The sequence below is a fragment of the Kordiimonas lipolytica genome (assembly GCF_001550065.1).
In genome coordinates this window covers 32,133-55,581 of sequence record NZ_LRUB01000011.1, presented here as the reverse complement: position 1 = coordinate 55,581, position 23,449 = coordinate 32,133, and the positions used below count along the sequence as shown (strand labels likewise).

The 23,449-nt window shown below is 57.9% G+C and carries 20 protein-coding genes; 7 read left to right on the top strand and 13 right to left on the bottom strand.

Going from position 1 to position 23,449, the window contains the following annotated elements; all coding sequences use genetic code 11:
- Positions 1 to 17: 17 nt before the first annotated feature.
- The 3 genes from KORM41_RS04830 to pdxH form a co-directional block, all read right to left on the bottom strand.
- Positions 18 to 1,469 carry a coniferyl aldehyde dehydrogenase gene (locus KORM41_RS04830; RefSeq protein ID WP_231727146.1) on the bottom strand — a complete coding sequence of 484 codons (1,452 nt, stop codon included), beginning with the start codon at positions 1,467 to 1,469 and terminating at the stop codon, positions 18 to 20.
- A 138-nt stretch (positions 1,470 to 1,607) separates the two neighbouring features.
- Positions 1,608 to 3,779, bottom strand: a complete 2,172-nt coding sequence (locus tag KORM41_RS04825; protein WP_068145376.1) for a methyl-accepting chemotaxis protein — start codon at positions 3,777 to 3,779, stop codon at positions 1,608 to 1,610.
- 152 nt (positions 3,780 to 3,931) lie between these two features.
- On the bottom strand, positions 3,932 to 4,540 hold the full coding sequence (gene pdxH, locus KORM41_RS04820) for a pyridoxamine 5'-phosphate oxidase (RefSeq protein ID WP_068145374.1): 609 nt from the start codon (positions 4,538 to 4,540) through the stop codon (positions 3,932 to 3,934).
- A gap of 161 nt (positions 4,541 to 4,701) precedes the next feature.
- Between pdxH and KORM41_RS04815 the strand changes: the two genes are divergently transcribed.
- The 4 genes from KORM41_RS04815 to aroC all read left to right on the top strand — a co-directional run bounded on the left by KORM41_RS04815 (position 4,702) and on the right by aroC (position 8,606).
- Positions 4,702 to 5,640, top strand: coding sequence for a DnaJ C-terminal domain-containing protein (locus KORM41_RS04815; RefSeq protein WP_068145370.1), 939 nt, complete (start codon positions 4,702 to 4,704; stop codon positions 5,638 to 5,640).
- A gap of 4 nt (positions 5,641 to 5,644) precedes the next feature.
- Positions 5,645 to 6,598, top strand: coding sequence for a YihY/virulence factor BrkB family protein (locus KORM41_RS04810; protein ID WP_068145367.1), 954 nt, complete (start codon positions 5,645 to 5,647; stop codon positions 6,596 to 6,598).
- Between the two features lie 89 nt (positions 6,599 to 6,687).
- Positions 6,688 to 7,503: an enoyl-ACP reductase FabI gene (locus tag KORM41_RS04805; protein WP_068145364.1), complete on the top strand. Its 816-nt coding sequence runs from the start codon at positions 6,688 to 6,690 to the stop codon at positions 7,501 to 7,503.
- Positions 7,504 to 7,532: 29 nt separating this feature from the next.
- Positions 7,533 to 8,606 (top strand): chorismate synthase, encoded by a 1,074-nt coding sequence (gene aroC / locus KORM41_RS04800; protein ID WP_068145360.1) that lies wholly within the window; start codon positions 7,533 to 7,535, stop codon positions 8,604 to 8,606.
- Positions 8,607 to 8,630: 24 nt separating this feature from the next.
- On the opposite strand, the gene KORM41_RS04795 is transcribed toward aroC, so the two are convergent.
- Positions 8,631 to 10,283 (bottom strand): Na/Pi cotransporter family protein, encoded by a 1,653-nt coding sequence (locus KORM41_RS04795; RefSeq protein WP_068145357.1) that lies wholly within the window; start codon positions 10,281 to 10,283, stop codon positions 8,631 to 8,633.
- Positions 10,284 to 10,447: 164 nt separating this feature from the next.
- Here KORM41_RS04795 and KORM41_RS04790 point away from each other — a divergent pair, with 164 nt between their 5' ends.
- The gene (locus KORM41_RS04790; protein WP_197420968.1) at positions 10,448 to 11,416 is read left to right on the top strand and encodes an alpha/beta fold hydrolase; all 969 of its coding nucleotides are present in this window, start codon (positions 10,448 to 10,450) and stop codon (positions 11,414 to 11,416) included.
- Here the strand turns inward: KORM41_RS04790 and KORM41_RS04785 are convergent.
- The 9 genes from KORM41_RS04785 to KORM41_RS04745 form a co-directional block, all read right to left on the bottom strand.
- The gene (locus KORM41_RS04785) at positions 11,413 to 11,727 is read right to left on the bottom strand and encodes a hypothetical protein (RefSeq protein ID WP_231727145.1); all 315 of its coding nucleotides are present in this window, start codon (positions 11,725 to 11,727) and stop codon (positions 11,413 to 11,415) included. The genes KORM41_RS04790 and KORM41_RS04785 overlap by 4 nt on opposite strands.
- Before the next feature lie 222 nt (positions 11,728 to 11,949).
- Positions 11,950 to 12,546 carry a hypothetical protein gene (locus KORM41_RS04780; protein ID WP_068145348.1) on the bottom strand — a complete coding sequence of 199 codons (597 nt, stop codon included), beginning with the start codon at positions 12,544 to 12,546 and terminating at the stop codon, positions 11,950 to 11,952.
- 20 nt (positions 12,547 to 12,566) lie between these two features.
- Entirely contained in the window at positions 12,567 to 13,838 is a 1,272-nt protein-coding gene (gene rlmD, locus KORM41_RS04775) for a 23S rRNA (uracil(1939)-C(5))-methyltransferase RlmD (protein WP_068145345.1), read from the bottom strand.
- Positions 13,838 to 14,581 (bottom strand): TlyA family RNA methyltransferase, encoded by a 744-nt coding sequence (locus tag KORM41_RS04770; protein WP_068145341.1) that lies wholly within the window; start codon positions 14,579 to 14,581, stop codon positions 13,838 to 13,840. The genes rlmD and KORM41_RS04770 overlap by 1 nt, the downstream gene beginning before the upstream one ends.
- Positions 14,582 to 14,599: 18 nt before the next feature.
- Positions 14,600 to 16,546 (bottom strand): 1-deoxy-D-xylulose-5-phosphate synthase, encoded by a 1,947-nt coding sequence (gene dxs / locus KORM41_RS04765; RefSeq protein WP_068146106.1) that lies wholly within the window; start codon positions 16,544 to 16,546, stop codon positions 14,600 to 14,602.
- Positions 16,547 to 16,633: 87 nt separating this feature from the next.
- On the bottom strand, positions 16,634 to 17,530 hold the full coding sequence (locus KORM41_RS04760) for a polyprenyl synthetase family protein (RefSeq protein WP_068145340.1): 897 nt from the start codon (positions 17,528 to 17,530) through the stop codon (positions 16,634 to 16,636).
- 10 nt (positions 17,531 to 17,540) lie between these two features.
- The gene (locus KORM41_RS04755) at positions 17,541 to 17,798 is read right to left on the bottom strand and encodes an exodeoxyribonuclease VII small subunit (RefSeq protein WP_068145337.1); all 258 of its coding nucleotides are present in this window, start codon (positions 17,796 to 17,798) and stop codon (positions 17,541 to 17,543) included.
- Positions 17,799 to 17,932: 134 nt separating this feature from the next.
- Positions 17,933 to 19,129 carry an MBL fold metallo-hydrolase gene (locus KORM41_RS04750; RefSeq protein ID WP_068145334.1) on the bottom strand — a complete coding sequence of 399 codons (1,197 nt, stop codon included), beginning with the start codon at positions 19,127 to 19,129 and terminating at the stop codon, positions 17,933 to 17,935.
- A 48-nt stretch (positions 19,130 to 19,177) separates the two neighbouring features.
- Positions 19,178 to 20,962 carry an acyl-CoA dehydrogenase C-terminal domain-containing protein gene (locus KORM41_RS04745; RefSeq protein ID WP_068145325.1) on the bottom strand — a complete coding sequence of 595 codons (1,785 nt, stop codon included), beginning with the start codon at positions 20,960 to 20,962 and terminating at the stop codon, positions 19,178 to 19,180.
- 115 nt (positions 20,963 to 21,077) lie between these two features.
- Between KORM41_RS04745 and KORM41_RS04740 the strand changes: the two genes are divergently transcribed.
- Together KORM41_RS04740 and KORM41_RS04735 are read left to right on the top strand one after the other, a co-directional pair.
- A complete protein-coding gene (locus KORM41_RS04740; RefSeq protein WP_068145323.1) occupies positions 21,078 to 22,034 on the top strand; it encodes an L-threonylcarbamoyladenylate synthase in 957 nt (318 codons plus the stop codon).
- Entirely contained in the window at positions 22,031 to 23,449 is a 1,419-nt protein-coding gene (locus KORM41_RS04735) for an FAD-binding oxidoreductase (RefSeq protein ID WP_068145320.1), read from the top strand. The genes KORM41_RS04740 and KORM41_RS04735 overlap by 4 nt, the downstream gene beginning before the upstream one ends.

Genomic DNA, 23,449 nt, shown 5'->3' with positions numbered 1-23,449 from the left:
TCCGCCACTCCTGACTACTATTTGATCTGTCTTTCCACGTTTTTGCGGAGCTTATCCGTATAAGGCGGCACAATACCAAGGAGATTACCGATCGACAGCTTCGGGTGCCTCAGCACAGATTTCTGGTGGCTGAACTCCAGGAAGCCGTCATACCCATGGTAATGGCCCATGCCGCTGTTGCCCACACCGCCAAACGGCAAGTTTTCATGCGCCCCATGCCACAGCACGTCATTTACTGTGACCCCGCCTGATGTCGTCCGTGTCAGCACCTCGGTTTCCTCGGCCTTGTCCTGGCCGAAATAATAAAGCGCCAGCGGACGTTCGTGCTCATTGACATAATCAATCACTTCAGATGTCTTCTGATATGTCCGCACCGGCAGGATTGGGCCGAAGATTTCTTCCTGCATCACTTTCATGTCCTCGGTCGGGTCCAGGATCAGGGCTGACGGCAGCTTGTTTGCCTGGTTTTGGCCCTTGAAGTCCTCATCCGCCGGATTGATGATACGCACGTCCGCGCCCTTGGCCTTGGCGTCCTCGATATAACCTTCCAGCCGCTCGCGGTGCCGCGCACTGATGATGGAGGTATATTGATCGTTCGCCAGCATGGTTGGATACATGCTGGAGACTTTCTTCGTATAAGTCTCCACAAACGCGTCACGGCGGTCAGCGTCAATATTCAGATAATCTGGCGCGAGGCAAATCTGCCCCGCATTCATATGCTTGAAGGTTGCGACGCGTTCAGCCACCATGTCGAGGTCCGCACTTTTGCCCACCACTACCGGGCTTTTGCCGCCGAGCTCCAGTGTCACGGGCGTCAGGTTCTCTGATGCGGCCCGCATGATCAGCTTGCCCACAACCGGTGCGCCCGTGAACATCAGATGGTCCCATGGCTGGCTGGCGAAGGCCTGGCTGGTTTGCACAGCCCCCGTCACAACAGCGACTTCCGTTTCATCGAAATTCTGGGCGAACACTTCCTTGAAAAATGCGGACGTGCGCGGTGTGTGCTCGCTTGGCTTGATGACCACCCGGTTGCCCGCCGCCAGCATTTGCGCAAGCGGCACAAACACCATGGTCAGCGGAAAGTTCCACGGGGTAATCAGCCCCACAACGCCTTTCGGCTGGGGTACGACCTGGGCTTTCGCGCCCAAAAGTCCCAGCGGGAACTGCAGCTTGCGCTTGGAAGGCTTCATCCACTTGTCTACATGCTTGATCGCGTCCCTGAGAGCGCCGGAGCTGGCGGCCACATCGGCAAACAGCGTGGTTTCTGCGGACCGGTTGCCGAAATCTTCCGAAATCAGCCGGATATAGTCGTCCTTATACTCCATCAGGCACTTAAGTGCGCGGCGGAGCCTGTCCTTCCTGACCTCAGCAGTTACAAAGCCTTCAGCCAGATAGCTGTGGCGCTGGGCCCTAAGTGTGACCGCGATATCTTCCGCCGGCGTTTCCTGAAGTGTCATGCCGTCCATCATCTTTCCCCCTTTGAAAAGCCGCCTTTCCCCAAAGGCAATCTGTTGCATTAGAGACTAGTTCGGCTTCAGAAGACTTCAAAGGCGAAAACGAAAAAAGCCCGCAAACGCGGGCTTTCAAATTCTAGGATTAAAAATCTGCTAAGCAGATCGCAGCAGATGGATTTGAGCACCCATATTTTTCGCTGTAGTCGCCTTCGCGACAGTTGTGGTCGCCTCTTCCTCTTTTGTGTCACGTACTTCCGTCAGGAAACGCTCCACTTCACGTTTGAGGCTGTCGGCTTCCTCCATCAGGCTTTCTGCATTCGTTTTCAGGTCACTGGACATGGTGCGTGTCTCATAGGCTGCCGTATCTACAATAGAGACACTGGCCCGCACTTGTTCGGTTCCTGCCGAAACTTGCTGGACATTATGAGCAATCTCACCTGTCGCCGCCGCCTGCTGCTGAACGGCCGCAACAACAGATTGGGTCACATCATTCATCTGGCCGATAATGTCGCCAATGCGCTCAATTGCGCCGGACGCATCATTTGATACCAGTTGGATCTTTTCGACATATGCCGCAATGTCTTCGGTGGCTTTGCTTGACTGCGCCGCAAGGCTTTTCACTTCAGACGCCACCACGGCAAACCCGCGACCGGCATCACCTGCGCGCGCGGCCTCGATGGTCGCATTGAGGGCAAGCAGGTTGGTCTGTTCCGCGATATCGCGGATCATCTTCACCACATTCCCGATCTGGTGTGCGGCATCCGAAAGCCCCGCCACCGTCTCTGTCGTGCGGCTCGCTTCCTCAACAGCACTCTGCGCTACCTTGGCGTTTTCATCGAGCTCATTGCTGACAGACCGGAAAGACACAGAAAGCTCTTCCGTGGCCCCCGCCACAGCCTGCACATTCTGGGACGCCTCATCAGTGGCACGCTGGGTTGCGTTCACTTCTGACGCTGTGCGCTCAGTATTGCTCACCAGCTTGCTGGCAGCACCCGCCATATTGCGCGACGCACCGGCAACTGATTCCACGATGCGCATCACACCGGCCTCAAAAGCGTCTGCCATTTGCAGACGTTGCTGCTGGCGCGCTTCACGGCGTTCTTCCCGCGCGCGTTCTTCGGCCTTCTGATGCTCCTCAAGGCGGCGAGCATCTTCAACCTCCTGCAGGCGGCGGGCCTCGGCCTCGCGCCGCTCAACCTCATGCTTTTCCTCAGCAAGGCGCTCAAGCTCAAATGTCTTGTCTTTGAACACACCGGCAGCTTCCGCCATGCGGCCCAGCTCGTCACCCCGGTCCCGACCCGGGATTTCAACCGTCTTGTCGCCAGCCGCAAGTTTGGCAATCGCGTCCGTGATGCGGCCAAGCGGGCGCGCAACCGAAAAGCCAATATACCAGGCCATGATGGCTGCGATGACCGCACCAACGACCAACCCGATAAAGCTTTGCTCAGTTGCTTTATCGACAGCCGCGATCATATCAGTCAGGGCATGCCCTTGCTCTTCCCGGGCCGTCAACTTGGCTTTTGCGGTAATGTTGGCAATGGCGGTCGCTGCAGCTTCCAACTGGGTCATTGTGTCTTGCAGCGATGTCGCTGCCGCATGCTTTGCCCGCAGGCTCTGGCGGATCACGTCGCTGTCCCGCCGGGCATAGATCAGCACCCGCATCTCGCGGCGCGGCGTGCCCTTAAGGGCCATCTGCGCTGTCCTGATAAGGCCGTCGAGTTCCTCGCCCGCTGAAATTGCCTCTTCAAAGTCTGCCAGCCGGCCAGACGCCACATAGGCGATGCTCGCCTGATTGTAGCGCGCCACCAGTGGGCCAAACTGAGGCGCAAGCGCCGCCGCCTCACCATCCTTTGATTTCAGGAATTCCACCAGCGCTGCGGCTGAGCTTTCCAGCTTGCCAATACCGATGGCCACCACCTGAAGGGCATCTTCTTCATTGCCCAAGCGGTTTTCAACAGCTGTGAAAACAGTGTCAAAATCGTGGGAAGCTGTTTCAAGGGCCTGGGCAGTCTCCGCCGCCCCCGTTTGCGCCAGTATCTCCGCCACCTTCACACGCGTAGCATCTGCCCGCGCCTGTGCTTCGGTCAAGCGCTGCTTGTCTTCATCGCGCCCGGAAAAGGCGAATGTCCGCAAGGCACTCGTTTGCGCGGCAATGTCGGAAGCATAGTCATTCACATGACGCACAATGTCCGTCTTATCGGCAATTGCCTGAGAAGCGCCATCAAGGCCACGAAGCCCCGACGACGATATGCGGTTTGCTGCTGCAAGTGTGACAATGACAGCCGCAAAGCCCAGAAGAATCCTAAAGCGGACAGAAATGCGCATGATATAACCCCTCACTAAGCGGTGCCACCATGCGTGCAGCCCCGCAGTAAATTTCGTGCGAGGAGCAACCTAATTTTTGACTGTGACAGAGATATTTCAGGTGCGTGACAGTTCAGTCAAAAGTCTGCTCAAGCCGTCACAAAAGTGAAATATCAGGGGTAAAGCTCTGCTAGGCGCCAATCGCCTGCAGCCTCATCACGGGTGTAGGTAACACGCTCGTGCAGGCGGAATTTCCGGTCGCGCCAGAATTCGAAATAGCGCGGCTTCAGGCGAAAGCCGGACCAATGATCTGGCCGCGGCACCTCGCCAGCGCCAAACTTGGCAGTATATTTCGCGATCGCACCTTCAAATTCGAAGCGGCCTTCCATTTCGCGAGACTGCTGGGATGCCCAGGCACCAATGCGGCTGGCACGCGGGCGTGACGCGAAATAGGCGTCCGCTTCCTCAAGGGTAACAGGCTCTACAGCCCCCTCAACGCGTATCTGGCGGCGCAGTGTTTTCCAGTGAAACAAAAGTGCCGCGTTCGGATTGGCTGCCAGTTCACCGCCTTTGCGGCTTTCAAGGTTGGTATAGAAAACAAGGCCATCAGCATCACACCCCTTCAGAAGCACCATGCGCACGCTTGGTATTCCGTCTGGTGTGGCTGTCGCAAGCGCCATGGCCGTTGGATCGTTTGGCTCACTCTCTGTTGCCTCGGCAATCCAGGCGTTGACCTGGTCAAAAGGTGTTTCAAAGGCCGCGCGCTTGTCAGACACTGTCATAAATCCTTGTCATAAAATCTTTTTCGTCACTTAGGTGGCGCATTCTGCTATATCAAAACTAAGCATCTATAAACGCAAGAATATTGCACGCCGTGCCCTGCCCCTTATATGATAGCAAGACACGTGATTCAGTATCTGTTTTTTGGGTTTGATACAATCCTATGAGCGACCTTTATGATATTTTGGGCCTAAACCGCGACGCCAGCCAGGATGACGTCAAGAAGGCCTATCGTTCCTTGGCAAAAAAATACCATCCGGACGCCAACAAGGATAATCCCAAGATCGTGGACCGCTTCAAGGAAGTTTCCGCGGCCTATTCGATCCTGGGGAACGAGCAGCAGCGCGCCCGCTATGACCGTGGCGAGATTGACGAAACCGGCGCCGAGAAACGCACCTACTCCAACCCGTTTGGTTTTGGAGGCGGCGGAAAGCGCCGTGCCTCCGCAAGCTTCGACGATTTCGATCTTGATGAAGCCCAGGACATCTTCACGGAATTTTTCCGTTCTTCAAGCAGGCGCAAAGGGCCTTCACGCGGGGATAGCCCGTTTGAGCAGTCTGGCCGGAAGCGCGGGCTGGACCTCAGCTACAAGATCACCATCGGATTTGACGAGTCGATCAACGGCAGCACACGCAGGCTGACGCTCAACGACGGTCGGAACGTGGACATCAAAATCCCACCCGGCATCAAGGACGGCCAGGTGATCCGGCTCTCAGGCCAGGGCGGCCCCGGCTTCGGCAAGGGCCCAAAGGGCGACGCCATGGTGGAAATCCGCGTGGCGCCACACCCCTATTTCACCCGCAAGGACCTGGATATCCATCTGGAACTGCCAATCTCACTTGATGAGGCGGTGTTGGGCGGCGACATTGAGGTGCCCACACCAAAAGGGCGCCTGACAGTCCGCATCCCCAAAAACAGCTCCACCGGCAAGCGCCTGAGGCTGAAGGGCAAGGGTGTCAAACGCGGTGATGAGGTGGGCAACATGTATGTCAACCTGAAGCTGATGCTGCCAACAGACCGCGACGCCGAGCTTGAAAAGCTGATGAAGCAATGGTCCGGCGGCAATGGCGCGGAACTGCGCAAAAAAGCGGGGCTAAGCTGACCGGATGAACCCGATCGAACGCCATAAACGGGCCTGGAAGCGCACCTTCATCTATTTCTTCGACAATGACGGCATGGCGGCTGCGGGCAATATGGCCTTCCTGACCATGCTTTCGCTGTTTCCGTTCATCATCTTCCTTGTGGCCGTTTCCGGCTTTATGGGCCAAACGGCAAGCGGCGTCGAGGCGGTAAACTATCTCCTCAACGATGTTTTGCCGCCAGAAGTATCAAAGGTGGTCAAAGGGCCAATCGATGGCATCGTCAAAAACACCGGTGCCGAAATCCTGACCGGATCGATCCTTCTGGCCATCTGGACAGCCGGCAACGGCGTTGAAGCAGCGCGCGAGATATTGATCAAGGCTTTCGGCAAGGAATATGCCCGTGCTGTCTGGATCAGGCGGCTTGAAAGCCTTGGTGTTGTTGTGTTCGGTGCCATCGCAATCGTCACCGCCATGTCGATCATGGTGCTGGGGCCCGCGGTCCTGAAGGCGGTCACCAGCCTGTTTCCCGACATCGTATCGGAAGGCATCAACACCGCCTGGGGGTACCTGAGCCTGCTGGTGAGCCCCTCCATTCTGACCCTGGGCATCTATATGATGTACCTTGCCCTGACCCCAAGGAAGATCAAGCACACTGCCCGCCTGCCCGGTACGCTCCTGAGCGTCGTGGTGTTGATCGCCACAGCCAAGGGGCTTTCGGTCTATCTCAAGTACGCCGGAAACTATGATGTCACCTACGGCAGCCTAGCGGGCGTGGTGGTGATGCAGCTATTCTGTTTCCTTGTCAGCCTTGGGTTTGTGCTGGGGGCGGAACTCAACGCAGCATATACGTTTGGGGATGCCAGCCGGGCAAAAGCCAAGGCGCGGGTAGAACGGCGTGCAAAGGAAGAAGCTGCAGAGGCTGCATCAAAACCAGATGAAAAGAAAGAAGGCGCGGAAGCGCCGGAATCCGAAGCCTAATCAGTTTCGGCCAAAACAATTGACCATCCGGGCGCTTCGTGTAGGATGCGCCGAATTCTCGGCCTAACAGATATAAAAAGGGGGCGAATATGACCAAATTGATGGAAGGAAAACGCGGGCTGATCATGGGCGTCGCAAACGACCGCTCGATGGCCTGGGGCATTGCCAAAGCTTGCGCAGAGCAAGGCGCAGAGGTTGCCTTTTCATACCAGGGCGAAGCGCTTGAAAAGCGCGTGCGTCCGCTCGCGGAATCCATCGGTTCCGATTTCCTGGTTCAGTGTGACGTCTCCGACGCCGCCTCGATCGACGCCATGGCCGAGAAATTGGCCGAAAAGTGGGACAGCATCGACTTTTTCGTGCACGCCATTGGCTATTCGGACAAGTCTGAGCTGCGCGGTCGCTATATTGACACCACGCTCGATAACTTCCTGATGACCATGAACATCTCTGCCTACAGCTTCGTGGCCGTGGGCCAGCGTCTGGAAAAGATGATGACGAACGGCGGCAGCATGCTGACGCTCAGCTACTATGGCTCTGAAAAGGTAGTGCCCCACTATAACGTGATGGGTGTCGCGAAAGCCGCGCTTGAGTGCTCCACCCGCTATATGGCGCGCGACCTGGGCGAAAAAGGCATCCGCGTGAACACCATCTCTGCGGGCCCGATGAAAACGCTTGCGGCGTCTGGCGTTGGTGACTTCCGCATGCTGCTGAAATACAATGAGCAAAACGCACCACTGCGCCGCAACATCACGCTTGATGACGTGGCGGGCGCGGGCCTTTATCTGCTGTCTGATCTGTCATCGGGCGTCACTGGCGAAACCCACCATGTGGACAGCGGTTTCTCCACCACCTGTATGCCGACAGATGATGAGGCGATGAAAATCCTCATCAACTCGATGGATTAGAATAAACCTTAAGAAAGCCTTGTAAGCTTATGTCTTATAATACATTTGGCAGACTTTTCCGTTTCACCACCTGGGGCGAAAGCCACGGTCCGGCGCTGGGCGCCACCGTTGATGGCGTGCCGCCCCTCTTGGAGATCACGGAAGAGGAAATCCAGGTGTTTCTGGACAAACGCAAGCCGGGCCAGAGCAAATACACCACACAGCGCCGTGAACCCGACGCTGTGAAAATCCTGTCTGGCGTGTTTGAGGGCAAGACCACGGGCACCCCCGTGCAGTTGATGATCGAGAACACCGATCAGCGCAGCAAGGATTATGGCGATATTGCCGAGCGCTTCCGCCCCGGCCACGCCGATTTCACCTATATGGAAAAATACGGCATCCGCGACTATCGCGGGGGCGGACGGTCCAGTGCACGCGAAACCGCAGCACGCGTGGCCGCAGGCGCCATCGCCCGCAAAGTATTGGGTGACGGCATCACCATCCGCGCCTCGATGGTGCAGATGGGATCGCACAAGATTGACCGCAGCCGGTTCGATTGGGCTGAGGTGGACCGCAACCCCTTCTTCTGCGCAGACGCTGAAACGGCTCAGGCCTGGGCGACAGAGCTTGACGCCATAAGGAAGGCCGGCAGCAGCATTGGTGCCGTGATCGAAGTGGTTGCCGAAGGCGTTCCCGCCGGTTGGGGTGCGCCCATCTACGCCAAGCTGGACGCTGACCTGGCGACCGCCCTGATGAGCATCAATGCCGCCAAGGGCGTGGAAATTGGCGCGGGCATGGAAGCAGCAACCCTTACGGGCGAAGAGAATGCCGATGAAATGGTGCCCGGCGCAAACGGTGGGCCCCAGTTCATGTCAAACAACGCGGGCGGTATTTTGGGCGGCATCTCGACCGGCCAGCCCATCGTGGCCCGCTTTGCCGTTAAGCCAACCAGCTCTATCCTCACGCCGCGCAAAAGCGTAAACACGCGTGGTGAAGCCGTTGACGTGGTTACCAAGGGCCGTCATGACCCTTGCGTGGGCATCCGCGCCGTGCCAATCGCTGAGGCCATGATGGCCATCGTGCTGGCCGACCATATGATGATGCACCGCGCGCAGTGTGGCTAACGGGTGGTTGGTGGGCTTAGCCTCTTAATCATCCTCATCATCACTTTCCCCACCATTCCTTATTTCTGGCCCCTCTTCCACCGGTGGCGTGGCTGGCATACCGTTTTCCATTTGGGCGGCATGGAAATGATGGCTGATGCGCCAAGCGTGGTAAGAAACCCGCTGCAGCCAGCGAACCGCATCCAGCCGCATCAGAAGCCCCACCTCGCCCATCTGCTTGCGCGTGGCGGCCATAACCGTGCTTTCGCGGTATTTATGCCGCTGCAGCCGCATGAAGCTGCGAACACGGTCAAAATAGATATCGGGGCGGCCGCCTTCTTCGTGTGCCAGATAGGTATCAAGGCTGTGGGCGAGAACGGCCCTCAGGCGCTCAAGCCGCCTGTCGGACGACAGGGCGTCGACCCGCTCAATCTGCATGCAGCGGTGATGCAGGCGCCTGAGGTGGTCAAGAATATGCAGCGTGTTGCTTTCGCGCGCGCTCACCAACCCGTCCCCCTGGCTGGGCGGGATATTTTCAACGAATTCTTCAGCCGCCGTGATGCCACGTTCGATCTCCACCAGCGGCCAAGTGCGGTCCACATGGCGCCGCGCCGGGTCTAGCTGGTCCCGCAAGAGCGCGAAAAGCGCGTCTGTCAGCTGCTGTGCCACGGCAAGCCCGGCAATGCTGGCGGCCCCCGGTTCGCTGTAGAGCGCTGTGTCCAGGCCGCGCTCGAACGGGGCCTTGCGCTCCGGCATCAGGCGAACGATAGCCCGGGCGAAATAGCGAATGAAAGGCAACACAATGATCACGCCGATCACATTCATCGCCGTGTGGAAGCCAACAACGGCGACTTGGGCGTTACCTGCCGCGCCGCCACCAAGCCAGGCGTCTACAATGGCCGTATAATAGCCCAGGGTGCAGAAAGCCATGGTGCCGGCAAACAGGTTATAAGCCACATGGGCAAATGCCGTCTGCCGCATGGAGACCGAGCCCCCGATGGTGGCCAGCATCGCCGTGAAGGTGGTGCCCACGTCCATCCCTATGACCATGGCCGCCGCCTGCGGGAAATTCACCGAGCCGACCGACAGCGCCACCAATGTGGCCGCGATACCGGCGCTCGAGGACTGGGTGATGATGGTGATGCCAATGCCGATCAGGACCAGCTGGAACCGGCCCCAGAGCGTGTCGGTGGGAAAATTCTCGGGCGTTACCAAACCTTCAAACGCGCCCATGCCGTTCTGCATCGTCTCGATCCCGATGAACAGCAGGCTGAAGCCCGCCAGTGCCCAGCCAATGTCCCGAACCTTGCCTTTGCCGAAAAGGCGCATCAAGACGCCGAGAAGCACAAGCGGCATCACCATCAGCCCCAATTGGAGCTTGAAACCGATAAGGGCGACAAGCCAGCCGGTGATGGTTGTGCCGATATTGGCGCCCAGAATGATCCCCAGCGCCTGGGTAAAGGTGATGATGCCCGCGCCAACAAAGCCTACCGCGGTGACTGTTGTGGCGCTGGATGACTGGATGATGGCCGTTGTGATCGCCCCTGTGGCCACGCCCGACAAAGGCGTGGTGGTATAGCGTGCCAGCGCCTGCCTAAGCGCCTTGCCCGCCAGTGCACGCAAACCGTCCGTCAGCACGATCATGCCGAACAGAAACAGGCCAACGCCTCCAAGGGCGACAAGAATATGCAGTATCATAAGCTCTCATGCCGTCAGGTTCGCCCAAGTGTCTCTGATAATGGTCAATTTTGGCAATAGTCAATTTCCTGAACCGGCCTGTATGCGGCGAATTCGGACTCCAATCACTACTGGCGCCCGCATCCCTGTTCAGGTAAGCTCCCGGCCAAATGGGGGAGACACTGATGATGAAATCGATAAAATATCTGCTGGCCTTAGTAGTGCTTGGACTGGCGCTTGTGATCTATATCTCCTGGACACCGGATATTCCGCACGAGGAGCTGGCGGAGAAATACGCCACTGGCGCCTCTGATTTCATCGACCTCCCCTCTGGCGCCCGCGCCCACTTCCGCATGCAGGGCAACGCGGAAGGCCGCGCTATCCTTTTGCTGCATGGCTCAAATTCGTCGCTTCACACCTGGGAAGGCTGGGTGGATGCGCTTGAGACAGACTATTTTGTCGTCACTGTTGACCTGCCCGGCCACGGCCTGACGGGTGCCACTCCGGCGGATGATTACACCTATGGCGGGATGGTAGCTTTTGTGGATGAGTTCGCCACAGCCTTGAACCTCAAGAGTTTTGTCCTTGGCGGCAATTCAATGGGCGGCGGCGTAACGCTCGCGTACGCGATCGAACATGGCGATAAACTCAGCGGCATCGTTTTGGTGGATACCGCCGGCGTCAACCCGCCGGAAAACACCAGAATCCCAGTGAAACGCCCCAAGGCCTTCGAATTGGCTGGCCATTGGTACAGCGACTGGATTTTGGAGAATATCACCCCACGCAGCATCGTTGAGGAAGGCCTGAAGACCTCGATTGTTGATCACTCCCTGATCAACGACACGATGGTGGACCGCTATTGGGAGCTGGCGCGGCACCCGGGCAACCGCCGCGCGACGGGCCTTCGCTTCGCCTGGTACCGCGACGCGGGCCGGCAAGACCTTGACGTGGCGCAGATCAAGGTGCCGACACTCATCTTGTGGGGCGAAGAGGACAGCCTTATCCCGCTGGAGGTTGGGCAGATACTGGCTGAACGGATCGGCGGCGCCCGGCTTGTCACCTTCCCAAACATCGGCCATATCCCGATGGAGGAAATCCCGGCAATCTCCGCCACGGCAGTCAGAAACTTTGTCGCGTCGCTCGACCGCCGCTAACTGTCCAGAAGCTCTTTGCCTTCGCCGCCAAAGCGGGTGGCGAAATAGCCGCAAACAAGGCCGACACCAACCCCTTCCAGCACCATCCACCATGGCGATGGCGCGGATGGACCGAAATAGTCTGTCATCATGGCCGCGAAACGGTCGTAAGTGAACAGTAGCAGCACAAAATTCATCCAGCCCACCATGACGCCCGAGCGAAACCACCATGGCATAGGCATTTTCAGCACGGGGTGATAGGTCATCACGCCAAACATGCCGACAATGGCCCCCAGCGTCCCGTACCATAACAGGATTCCGAGACGGACCATCATGCCCTCATTTGGGCTCATTTGGGCTCATGATCGGAATGATGAAAAAGCCGATAAGGCCGAACACAAACCCAACGGTTTTGGCGATGGCAACACGGCGTATCAGAGATGGTTTTTCAAACATGGCATCCCCCTTTCGTTAGGAAGATACTATCAGTTTCCGTTGCGGACGTACATTGACCGAGGTCAACCCACGCCCAGAGGCGGCCACTCGCTCTCTGGCTAACCTTCGTTGCGGAAGAAAGTTTCTTCGGCCTTACAGCTATTCACAGGCGCGGGGCGCGTATTGATATTGTCCACGGTCCAGCACTCCCGGTACAGAGAGCAATAGCAAAGCGAGATGGTAACCCGCGATGTCAATTGATCCCTCAGAAGCGTGGCGATGTCCGGCTTGGTCTCCAGCTTCAACGCTTCCACCCTTGCATCCGCAGGCATAAGGACGCCAGGATCCAGGTTGGTGACCGAAACCGTGTCCACATTGCGCTCAGAACCGTCAATATGTACCAAATCGTCTGTGCCCAGCGCCACGACTTGCGCCCAGGTCAACTGTGGCTTCCCATCCACCTTCACAGTCAACCCCTCGATGGAGGCTGGCCCAATCCCCTGGTTCACCGCCCCGATGCGGAAGCTGCCCTCCGTGTCACCCACATGACTACCGGTGTAAACCAGCACACTGGGCAATACCGACAGGCGCGCGTGCTCGCGCTCCATCATTGCTTCGTCATGCATCACCTGGGTCTGCACTATGGCCACAACAACAGCCGCCACAGCCGTGATCATGGCTGTGATGGACATCAAAAGCTCAAACTTTATTTTCATATATAAAACAATACTTTATATTATTTTCTTGAGAACACGCCCACAAGCTCCATATGGGGTGACCATAGGAACTGGTCCACAGGCTGGACGCTCTCGAGCTCATAGCCGCCATCGGCCAGCATACGGGCATCGCGGCTAAAGGTGTTGGGGTTGCAGGACACCGCCACAATGCGCGACACAGCCGACTGCGCCAATTGTTCCACCTGATCCTTGGCGCCTGCCCGCGGTGGATCGAAAACAACCGCTTCAAACATCTCAAGTTCCTTGGTTGAGAGCGGCCTTCTGAACAGGTCCCGGTGTTTGACCACAATCTGCTTGAAGCCGGTCGCCACGTTGGCGGCTGCCTGCATGGCATCCAGTGCGTTCTTTGCGCCTTCGGCGGCCAGCACCTGATGGTCTTTCGCCAGAGGGAAGGTGAAGGTGCCGATGCCTGAGAACAGGTCCGCCACCCGGCCATAGCCTGCACAGGCATCTACCACAGCCTTCACCAGTGCAGCTTCGCCCTCGTCCGACGCCTGGATAAAGGCAGCCGGCGGCAGCGGCACACGCGCGCCCGCAAAGTCCATCACTGCTTCACGGCGGATCGCAACTGGGTCCAGAAAGCCCTGGTCCTGCCAGTGAACGGCGGCGATATCATGGGTGTTGGCGAAATCGACCAGGGCCTCACGGTCGGCCAGATCAAGGGGCTTTGCCGCATCGATAAGCATATCAACGCCAGAGGCCGCGACCGTCATATGCACCGTTGCTGCCATGCGTTGCGGCAGAATTGAGACAAGGAGGTCTCGCAGCGGACCAAACAGACGCGTCAGCTCAGGCCTGGCGATGGGGCATTTCTTCACGTCCACAATCTGGTGGCTCTGGCGTTCGTTAAAGCCCAGCACCACGCCGGACGCCACCCTGAGCGCCTTCAGGGCCACTCGGCGGCGGCTTTCAGCCGGTGTGATGATCGGGTCTTTCACAAGGCCTGCGTCAAAACCGTGATGCGCCAGCGCCATTGCCGTGCGGTCCTTGACCCAGGCGGCATAAGCATCCTGCTTCAGGAATTGCAGCTGGCAGCCCCCGCAGGTGCCAAAATGCTGGCATAAGGGCGCTGTGCGATCAGCACTCTCTTTTGTGATCTCGACAAGGTCAGCGTAGATGCCGTTCCGGCGCACGTCCTTTGCCGCCACCCGCGCCACATCGCCCGGCACCGTGCCCGGCACAAACACAGGCATGCCGTCACGCTCGCCTACCCCGTCGCCTTGCGCACCCAGCGCGGTAATCTCTACGTCAAACATTTCAGCTTTTGCCATCAGGCCTTCTCGCCATACAGGAGGAACTCAATATTGCCTTCGGGGCCTTTGATCGGGCTTTCCGTCAGGCCACAGGCTGTCCAGCCGTCCATATCGTCATTCAGCCACGCCCGCATTTCTTCGCATACGGCCTTATGGAGCTCAGGATCGCGCACCACACCGCCCTTGCCGACATTCTCGCGCCCCACTTCGAACTGCGGCTTTATGAGCGCAATAAGCCGTCCGCCGGGCTTCACCAGCGCCATGGCGGCCGGCAGTACGGTCTTGAGCGAGATAAAGCTGGCGTCGCACACCACGATATCGATGGGATCGGGGATAGCCTCATTGTCCAGATAACGGGCATTGGTCTTTTCCATAACCACAACCCTGTCGTCGTTCCTGAGCTTCCAGGCAAGTTGGCCATGGCCAACATCAACGGCGTAAACCTTTTTGGCGCCACCCTGCAACAAAACATCGGTGAAGCCACCGGTGGATGCGCCAACATCAATGGCAATCATCCCTGTCGGGTTCACGCTGAACTCCTTGAGGCCCTTCTCAAGCTTCAGGCCGCCACGGCTGACCCAGTCGTGTTCCTTGCCGCGCACTTCAATAGGCTGATCTTCCTTGATCTGCTGGCCAGCTTTGAGGATCTTGGTTTCACCTGAGAAAACGACGCCCGCCATAATCAGCGCCTGGGCCTTGGCCCGGCTTTCCACAAGACCACGGTCCACCAGTGCCACGTCTGCCCTGATTTTTCCCGCCACTGGTAGCCTCCTCCAGCCCTAAGGCTTCTGCGCGACTGCGCTGTCCCCGAGGGCCTGGCCGTAATCATTGTGGCCCAGTGCTTTCAGGATGGTCGCCACGATACCGGACGCGTTGAGGCCTGCGTCCTCATACATTTTTTCCGGCTTGTCGTGATCCTGGAAGGTGTCCGGCAGCTTCATCGCACGTACTTTAAGGTTCCCACCGTCAAGGATGCCCTCTTCCGCCAGAAAATCCATCACATGGGCGCCAAAACCGCCAATGGCGTTTTCTTCCAAAGTGATCAGCACGTCATGGGTTGCCGCCAGATCACGGATCAGATGATCATCCACAGGCTTCGCAAAGCGGGCATCGGCCACCGTTGTGGAAAGCCCACGGCTTTCAAGGTCCTCCGCTGCCTTCAGGGCTTCGCCAAGGCGGGCCCCCAGCGACAGGATCGCAACCTTGCTGCCCTTCTTCACAATCCGGCCCTTGCCAACCTCCAGCACCTTGCCCTCGCTCGGCAGCTCAACGCCCAGGCCTTCACCGCGCGGATAGCGCACGGCAGATGGCCGGTCATCAATCGAGGCGGCTGTCGCCACCATATGCATCAGTTCAGCCTCATCGGCCGCGGCCATCACCACCATGTTCGGCAGGCTGGCAAGGTATGTCACATCAAAGCTGCCCGCGTGGGTCGGCCCGTCAGCCCCCACAAGGCCCGCCCGGTCAATGGCGAAACGAACCGGCAGCTTTTGCACCGCCACGTCATGAACAATCTGGTCATAGGCGCGCTGCAGGAAGGTGGAATATATGGCCACGAATGGCTTGTAGCCCTCAGTCGCAAGACCTGCTGCGAAGGTCACAGCATGCTGTTCGGCAATCCCCACATCGAACGTGCGGTCCGGGAAACGGTCACCATATTTATTCAGGCCGGTGCCGGAAGGCATTGCCGCCGTGATGGCGCAGATCTTGTCGTCTTTTTCAGATTCCTTGATCAGCGCATCGGCAAAAACATTGGTGTATGTCGGTGCCTTGGACGTGGACTTCATGCGTTCGCCGGTCACCACGTCAAACTGTGGCACCGCGTGATATTTTTCCTGGTTCGGCTCTTCGAATGGGTGGCCACGGCCTTTTTCGGTCACAACATGCACCAGGATCGGGCCGTCGATCGCGTCACGCACATTCTCAAGAACCGGCAGCAAATGTTCCATATTATGGCCGTCGATCGGGCCAACATAATAGAAGCCAAGCTCGTCAAACAGCGTGCCACCACCCGCGGCCATGCCGCGCGCATATTCTTCCGCCTGACGCGCCCTGTCGGCGAGCGGTTTTGGCAGCATCTCGATAATCTTCTTGCCAAAGCCCCTTAGGCTCAGGAACGTGTGCGAGCTGACGATTTTGGCGAGATAGGCGGAAAGGCCGCCCACAGCAGGCGCGATCGACATATCATTGTCGTTCAGGATCACCACCAACCGGTTGCCCGCTTGCTCGGCGTTATTCATGGCTTCATAGGCCATGCCAGCGCTCATGGCGCCGTCACCGATAACGGCAATAGCCTTGCCCGGCTTGTCCGCCATCTTGTTGGCGACAGCCATGCCAAGCGCCGCACTGATAGAGGTGGACGAGTGCCCCGCGCCAAACGGATCATAATCGCTTTCGCCACGCTTTGTGAAAGGCGAAAGCCCCCCGCCCTGGCGGATCGTGCGGATACGGTCACGCCGACCGGTCAGAATTTTATGCGGGTAGGCCTGGTGCCCAACGTCCCAGATCAGACGGTCGTCAGGCGTGTTGAACACATAGTGTAGCGCCACTGTAAGCTCAACAACACCGAGCCCCGCGCCGAAGTGGCCACCAGTGACCGAAACTGCGCTGATCATCTCGTCGCGTAGTTCGTCTGCGAGTTGTTGCAGCTTGTCTTTGGGCAGCTTGCGCAAATCCACCGGGGTCTGCACTTGATCCAGCAAAGGCGTGTCAGGGCGTACGCTCAACTTCTTATCCTTCTCAGCCTCCTGGGCAATATGCCCATGTGGCACAGGCCTGTCTGCGCAGGCTTGGTTCGCATCAGCCAAAAGGCCTCAAACGTTGCGATTTATAACAAAATGCGCGGCGGCGCGCAAAAGCGATGCTTTATCGTCGAATTGCGCCAAATGTTCAATAGCCTGGTCGGCCAAAATCTGGGCCTGCTTACGGGCGCGGTCAACCCCCATCAGGCCAACGAGTGTGGCTTTACCTGCGTCTTCATCCTTGCCTGTGGCTTTTCCGACCTCTTCAGCTGTACCTTCTACATCGAGAAGATCATCAGCAATCTGGAAGGCCAGCCCCAGATCGCGGGCATAGCCATGCAGCGAGGCGCGGGCCTGCTTGCCTGCGTGCCCCATGATGGCGCCAGCTTCCGCAGAAAAGCATATCAAAGCGCCGGTTTTCATTTGCTGAAGACGCTGAACATCCATTTCATCAAGGTCTAGGTCCGGTGCTTGCAGGTCGATCATCTGGCCACCAACCATCCCGCGATGCCCCGAGGCATGGGCCAGATGCTTGACCAGCTCCAGCCTGACATATGGATCCGAATGAGTTTCTTCGCTCGACAGAATCTCAAACGCCACACTCATGAGGGCATCGCCCGCCAGAATGGCCGTTGCTTCATCGAATTGCTTGTGAACCGTTGGCTTGCCACGTCGCAGGTCGTCATCATCCATGGCAGGCAGATCGTCATGAATCAGGGAATAGCAGTGCACACATTCAATGGCTGCAGCAACCCGGAGCGCCTGTGGCTTATCGACACCGAAAAGCTCTGCTCCTGCAAGAACGAGAAACGGCCGAAGTCGCTTACCCCCTGAAAATACGGAATAGCGCATGGCTTCCACCACCCGGTCTTCAGGCCCGCCATTGAGGACCAAGATAGGGTCCAAAACTCGCTCAATCGCCGTGGACGTGGCGGCAAGCGCTTCATTAAGAGGTCCGTTATCTTCCACGTGCGCTCGCCTATTCGACTTCGAAAGTCTGGGTGCCGGCTGCAGCGCCGCTATCATCCAGCGTGATCTTTTCGATCTTTGCCTGAGCATCTTTCAGCTTGGCCTCGCAGTGCGCCTTCAGCTGCGTCCCACGTGTATAGAGGTCGATGGACTGTTCGAGAGATGCGTTTCCGGATTCAAGCTTGGCTACAATCTGCTCCAGGGACGCCATGGCCTCCTCGAAGGAGAGAGCGCTTAAATCTTTGGTATCTTTGCCTGTTTCGTTCATTTTACGGAACCTTCAGCCCTTAGGTTTGCCTGTGTGTCTGAAATCTGAGGCAGTTATAGGATGCTGTATCCGGAGACGCAAAGGTTATTGATGCGAACCACTCTTATTTTTGGGTCAGAAATGGCGGAACTCTGTCAGTAGATGTCGCCAAGATCCCTAAGCGCCACACCCGGCAAAGTCTTTGTCTGCGCCACGACCTCAACCGCATCGAAAGCCCCACAGGCCATGAAGCGGTTTACATCACCGTCGAAGGAGCGGGTTACAAGCGACATGGCCTCCAACAAATGCAGATGGGCCAGCGCTTCCCCAAGCGCCATATAGAAATCCATGCCCGAAAGCTTCCGACGGAACAGTGAGGGAAAGGTCTCCACTGGCGTCCGCTCTTCACTACACCAATCATGCAGGGATTTCAGCTTGTTCACATGGCTGTTCACCAGCGCCGAAAGGCGGGTATCCAGCCCCTTGAAAACACGGCCGTGACTTGGTAACACCAAGGGATCACCCGGAATTTCCTTCATGCGTTCAAGCGAAGCAATCCAGTGCGCGAGCGGATTGGAATGCGGCTCACGCGCATGAACGGACACATTGGAGGTGATGTTGGGCAGCACCTGATCGCCTGAGATGAAAAGCGGCTCGTCAAGGCAGGAAAGACAGGCATGCTCGGGCGAATGGCCGCGACCGATCACCACTCGCCAACGCCTGCCACCCAGTAATATTTCACTACCGTCCTCAATGCGGACAAATTGGGAAGGCAACTGGTGCACGCCCCTGCGGTAGTTATCAAAGCGCGCGCCCCGCATCATCGGTTCAAACTGTTTGTCCACACCGGATTTGAGCATGAACTCTATTTCATGTTCCGGCACTTCCTTCGTGCCGCCCATCCAGAGGTGAGCGGCAGTCATATATTCAAGGGCGGTCATGGTAAGCGTGGCGCCATACCGTTCCGCGAGCCAGCCCGCCAGGCCGATATGGTCCGGGTGCAAATGCGTGCCGATCACGCGCGCAACAGGCTTGCCGCCAAGGAAATCCTCTTCAAGCGCCTCCCAGGCCGCGATGCCGCGCTTACCCATAGAGCCCGTGTCGACGACAGACCAACTGTCGCCTTCGTCAAACAGATAGACGTTGATATGATCCAGCGACCAAGGAAGCGGCATACGCGCCCAGTAGATACCTTCGGCCACAGGAATCACGTTGCCGCCTTCAGGCACCAGGTCAGCATGGGGGTACAGCAGGCCGTCGTCCTCGACAACTCCGCCCCGATGATCTGCCACCGAAGCTTGCGACAGCGCCTTCGCCTCGCTTTTACCTGCGTCTGCTTTTGTCTTGCTCATGTGTCCTTTGCCCCGCCTTGATACTCAATACATTCGGCCAAAGGCCGGTTAGTGACGCAGGAAGTCATCTTCCGCCAAATCGGTGATATGACGCGCGCCTGCCTTGATTGAAGGTAGTAGCGCCACGGCAGAAGGCAAGATTTGTTCTCGGTAAAAGGCTGCTGTCGAGACCTTCGCCTTCAGGAACGCTGGGTTCCCCTCACCTGCTGCCAGGCGCCTTTCTGCCTCTGTGGCCTGACGGCTGAGCATATAGGCACCGAGCACCGTGCCAAACAACCGAAGGTACGGCGTGGCGGCGGCGGCGGTATCGACAATACGCTCGAAACCGTTTTCGAACAGCGTGTTTGCGGCGTCGTCAAGGGCGTCAACCGCAGGCGTCAGGTCTGCTGCATAATCACCACCCTCGCCCGCTGCAAAGCCGCGCATTTCTGCGATCAATGCACGCCAGTGCGCACCACCATCCGCATTCAGCTTGCGGCCAACAAGGTCAAGCGCCTGAATGCCGTTCGTGCCTTCGTAAATCGGGGCGATGCGAGCATCGCGGTAATATTGCGCTACGCCGGTTTCTTCAACGAAGCCCATGCCGCCATAGACCTGGATGCCCAGCGAAGCCGCCTCAACACCGATATCGGTCGAATAGGCCTTGGAGATCGGCGTCAGAAGGTCTGCCTCCCCTTGCGCCGCAGCGCGGGCTTCCGTGTCATCCAGCGCATGCGCCCGATCAAGTGCCCAGACGTTCCGGTAAATGATCGCACGGGCCGCTTCGGCCGTGGCCCGCATGGTCAACAGCATCCGACGCACGTCCGGATGGTTGATGATGGTCACGCTTTCACGCGTTTTGGCGCCGATGGCTGCCGATTGCACACGCTCAAGCGCATATGATGCCGCATGTTGGTAGGCGCGTTCGGCAATCGCCACGCCTTCAAGGCCCACGCTGATGCGGGCATGGTTCATCATGGTGAACATATTGGCCATGCCGCGGTTCTCTTCGCCAACGATATAGCCAACGCATTTGCCACTGTCGCCGAAGCTCATCACACAGGTTGGGCTGGCATGGATACCGAGTTTGTGCTCGATGCTGACGCACTTGACATCGTTCTGTTCGCCCAGGCTACCGTCTGCATTGACATGCACCTTCGGCACCAGGAACATGGAGATGCCTTTTGTTCCGGCTGGAGCATCCGGCAGGCGCGCCAGCACCAGATGGATCACATTTTCCGCAAGGTCATGATCACCCCAGGTAATGAAAATCTTCTGGCCTGAAATCAGATAGGTGCCGTCGGCCTGCTTTTCAGCCTTTGCCCGCAGGGCACCAACATCAGAGCCCGCAGAAGGTTCCGTGAGGTTCATGGCCCCCGACCACTCGCCAGTGATCATCTTCGGCAGATACATATGGCGTTGCTCATCTGTGCCATGGGCATCAATGGCTTCAATTGCGCCAGATGTCAGCATCGGCAGCAGGCTGTAGGCCATGTTGGCTGAGGTCACCATTTCATCCACTGCCGTGGAAAGTGTGCTTGGCAGCCCCTGCCCGCCCAGTTCCTCCTTGGCAGACAGCGTCGACCACCCGCCTTCAACATAGGCCTGATGCATCGGCTTGAAGGCATCCGGGCTGACGACACCCTTATCTGTCAGCTTTGCGCCGACCTGATCACCTACAACATTGGTTGGGGCGATCACTTCGCCTGCAAGCTTTCCGGCTTCCTCAAGGATCGCAGAAACAAGGTCTTCCCCAGCCTCTTCAAATGCTGGGATGGATGTCCATTCAGACAAGCCACCAGCGGTTTCCAGAGCAAAGCGTATTTCTTCAAGCGGCGCGCGATAGTCAGTCATTATCCGAAAATCCTGTTAAATTCCGTTGTCAGATGATGCCACCTGGCCTATCAGCATAGGTGGCTGGGCCGCCGGGCGGCCCCATTTGCTTTGTCCCGTGATTGCGAAATTGTGCATGGCAACATTTAAAACACAAGTGGTTTCTGAAACAGAAAATGGGGCAGTTTCCCTTGCTGTCCAACATCTGGCTGCGGGAAACTTGGTCGCGATTCCGACAGAGACTGTCTATGGCCTAGCGGCTGACGCTACGGAATATTCCGCAGTGCAGCAAATTTATGAAGCCAAGGGACGCCCCTCCTTCAATCCGCTGATCTGCCATGTGGCCGATATTGAGATGGCAAAAAAAATTGTCACTGTCTCGCCGCTTGCAGCCAAACTGATGGAAATCTACTGGCCCGGGCCGCTTACGCTGGTGCTGCCGGCCAGACCAGATTCGCCTATTGCCGCCCCAGTGTCCGCAGGGCTAGACACACTGGCCGTGCGCTGCCCCAAAAAGGCGGTTACCCGCGAGATTATCAAAGAACTTGGAAGGCCAATCGCGGCGCCAAGTGCCAATCCGTCCGGCAAGCTGTCGCCCACATGTGCGGCTGACGTGTTGGCCGGGCTGGACGGTAAATTACCGCTCATTATCGATGCGGGCGACGCCCCTGAAGGCATTGAAAGCACTATCATCGGAGTGAAGGATGAGAAGCTCTATCTCCTGCGCCCCGGCACCATCACCGCTGACGAGATCGCCGAACAGACGGGACAGCCCGTACTGGACCGCAATGAGGATGAAATCTCTGCCCCTGGCCAGCTTCTGAGCCACTATGCCCCGGAAGCCAGCGTGCGCCTGAACGCCACAGAAAAACAGGACGCTGAGCTCTTGATCGGCTTCGGTGACATTGCGGGCGACATCAGCCTAAGCGCTTCAGGTAATTTATCAGAAGCCGCCCATAATCTATTTAAAACATTACGAAATGCTGATAAATCATCAACACACATCGCGGTCGCGCCCATCCCCAATCATGGGATCGGTATCGCGATCAATGACCGCTTGAAGCGTGCTGCAGCGCCCAGGAAAGAAGCATGATCGACCAAGCCCATATCGACGCGCTGATCGTACTGGCCGGCCCCAAGGGCGCCACAACAGACGCGAACGAGGTTGCCCCCCACCTCAGGGAATGGCGCGACAAGTTCAATGGCAAAACCCCGCTGATGCTGATGCCCTCTGATGCGGAGACTGTCTCAAAGCTGGTGCGCTACTGCAACGACCATCAGATCGCCATAGTGCCACAGGGCGGCAATACAGGCTTGGTGGGCGGCGGGATCCCCGGGCTCGAAGGCCGAAATGAGGTACTATTCAGTACCAAGCGCCTACGCGGCAGCATCGCCGTTGATCCTGATGACATGACCATCACAGCGGACGCAGGCTATACGGTTGCGGAACTGCAGGCAGCCGCGGCGGAGCATGACCTTCTGTTTCCGCTTTCCCTGGCGTCGGAAGGCAGCTGCACAGCAGGCGGCGTGGTATCCACCAACGCTGGCGGCGTGCATGTGGTGCGCTACGGCACGACCCGGGCGCTGACGCTGGGAATTGAGGCCGTGTTGCCTGACGGCAGCATCATGAATGACCTGTCTGCGCTTAGGAAAGACAACACAGGCTATGACCTGACACAGCTTCTGGTGGGGGCTGAGGGCACACTTGGCATCATCACCCGCGTCAGCTTCAAGCTCGCACCAGCGGAAAAGCAACTGCACAGCTGCTGGTTGGCTGTGGATAGCCCTACAGATGCCCTAAAGCTATTGCGAAGCGCCCGCCAAGCCACCGGTGACCGCGTATCGGCATTTGAGCTGATGCCGAGGTACGGGGTGGAGCTGGTGCTGAACCATATCCCTGGCACTTCTGACCCGCTGGCCGCACCCTATGACTGGTATGTGCTGACGGACATTGCCTCCAGCAGCATAGACCCCGCTCTCGAGACCCAAGTGTCCGACTGGCTTGAGCATGAGATAGCCGCTGGCACCATCAAGGACGGCGTAGTGGCCAGCACCCTGGCGCAGCGCGAAGCGCTCTGGCGCCTGCGTGAAACCATGTCAGAGGCACAAAAGCATGAGGGTGGCAGTATCAAGCATGATATTTCCGTGCCTGTATCAAAAGTCCCGGACTTCCTGACAGTAGCAGGCAAAGCCGTAATGAATGGGTGGCCCGGTGCACGACTGACACCCTTCGGCCATCTGGGTGACGGCAACATCCACTTCAATGTGATGCAGCCCGCGGATGCCGACAAAGAAGCGTTCCTGGGCAGCTGGGAAGCCATGAACGCCCTTGTGCATGATATTGTCACCAAATTTGGCGGGTCGATTTCTGCCGAACACGGCATCGGCACGCTCAAGCGCGCGGAGATGAAACGTCTTAAGGACCCGGCGCAGCTTCAGGCCATGCGTGCCATCAAGAAGGCGCTCGACCCCCACAACATCATGAACCCCGGCGCACTGCTTGACTGA

Coding starts and splice junctions, on each gene's coding strand:
- KORM41_RS04830 (WP_231727146.1), bottom strand. CDS start 1,469: ATGATGGACGGCATGACACTTCAGGAAACGCCGGCGGAAGATATCGCG.
- KORM41_RS04825 (WP_068145376.1), bottom strand. CDS start 3,779: ATGCGCATTTCTGTCCGCTTTAGGATTCTTCTGGGCTTTGCGGCTGTC.
- pdxH (WP_068145374.1), bottom strand. CDS start 4,540: ATGACAGTGTCTGACAAGCGCGCGGCCTTTGAAACACCTTTTGACCAG.
- KORM41_RS04815 (WP_068145370.1), top strand. CDS start 4,702: ATGAGCGACCTTTATGATATTTTGGGCCTAAACCGCGACGCCAGCCAG.
- KORM41_RS04810 (WP_068145367.1), top strand. CDS start 5,645: ATGAACCCGATCGAACGCCATAAACGGGCCTGGAAGCGCACCTTCATC.
- KORM41_RS04805 (WP_068145364.1), top strand. CDS start 6,688: ATGACCAAATTGATGGAAGGAAAACGCGGGCTGATCATGGGCGTCGCA.
- aroC (WP_068145360.1), top strand. CDS start 7,533: ATGTCTTATAATACATTTGGCAGACTTTTCCGTTTCACCACCTGGGGC.
- KORM41_RS04795 (WP_068145357.1), bottom strand. CDS start 10,283: ATGATACTGCATATTCTTGTCGCCCTTGGAGGCGTTGGCCTGTTTCTG.
- KORM41_RS04790 (WP_197420968.1), top strand. CDS start 10,448: ATGATGAAATCGATAAAATATCTGCTGGCCTTAGTAGTGCTTGGACTG.
- KORM41_RS04785 (WP_231727145.1), bottom strand. CDS start 11,727: ATGGTCCGTCTCGGAATCCTGTTATGGTACGGGACGCTGGGGGCCATT.
- KORM41_RS04780 (WP_068145348.1), bottom strand. CDS start 12,546: ATGAAAATAAAGTTTGAGCTTTTGATGTCCATCACAGCCATGATCACG.
- rlmD (WP_068145345.1), bottom strand. CDS start 13,838: ATGGCAAAAGCTGAAATGTTTGACGTAGAGATTACCGCGCTGGGTGCG.
- KORM41_RS04755 (WP_068145337.1), bottom strand. CDS start 17,798: ATGAACGAAACAGGCAAAGATACCAAAGATTTAAGCGCTCTCTCCTTC.
- KORM41_RS04750 (WP_068145334.1), bottom strand. CDS start 19,129: ATGAGCAAGACAAAAGCAGACGCAGGTAAAAGCGAGGCGAAGGCGCTG.
- KORM41_RS04745 (WP_068145325.1), bottom strand. CDS start 20,962: ATGACTGACTATCGCGCGCCGCTTGAAGAAATACGCTTTGCTCTGGAA.
- KORM41_RS04740 (WP_068145323.1), top strand. CDS start 21,078: ATGGCAACATTTAAAACACAAGTGGTTTCTGAAACAGAAAATGGGGCA.
- KORM41_RS04735 (WP_068145320.1), top strand. CDS start 22,031: ATGATCGACCAAGCCCATATCGACGCGCTGATCGTACTGGCCGGCCCC.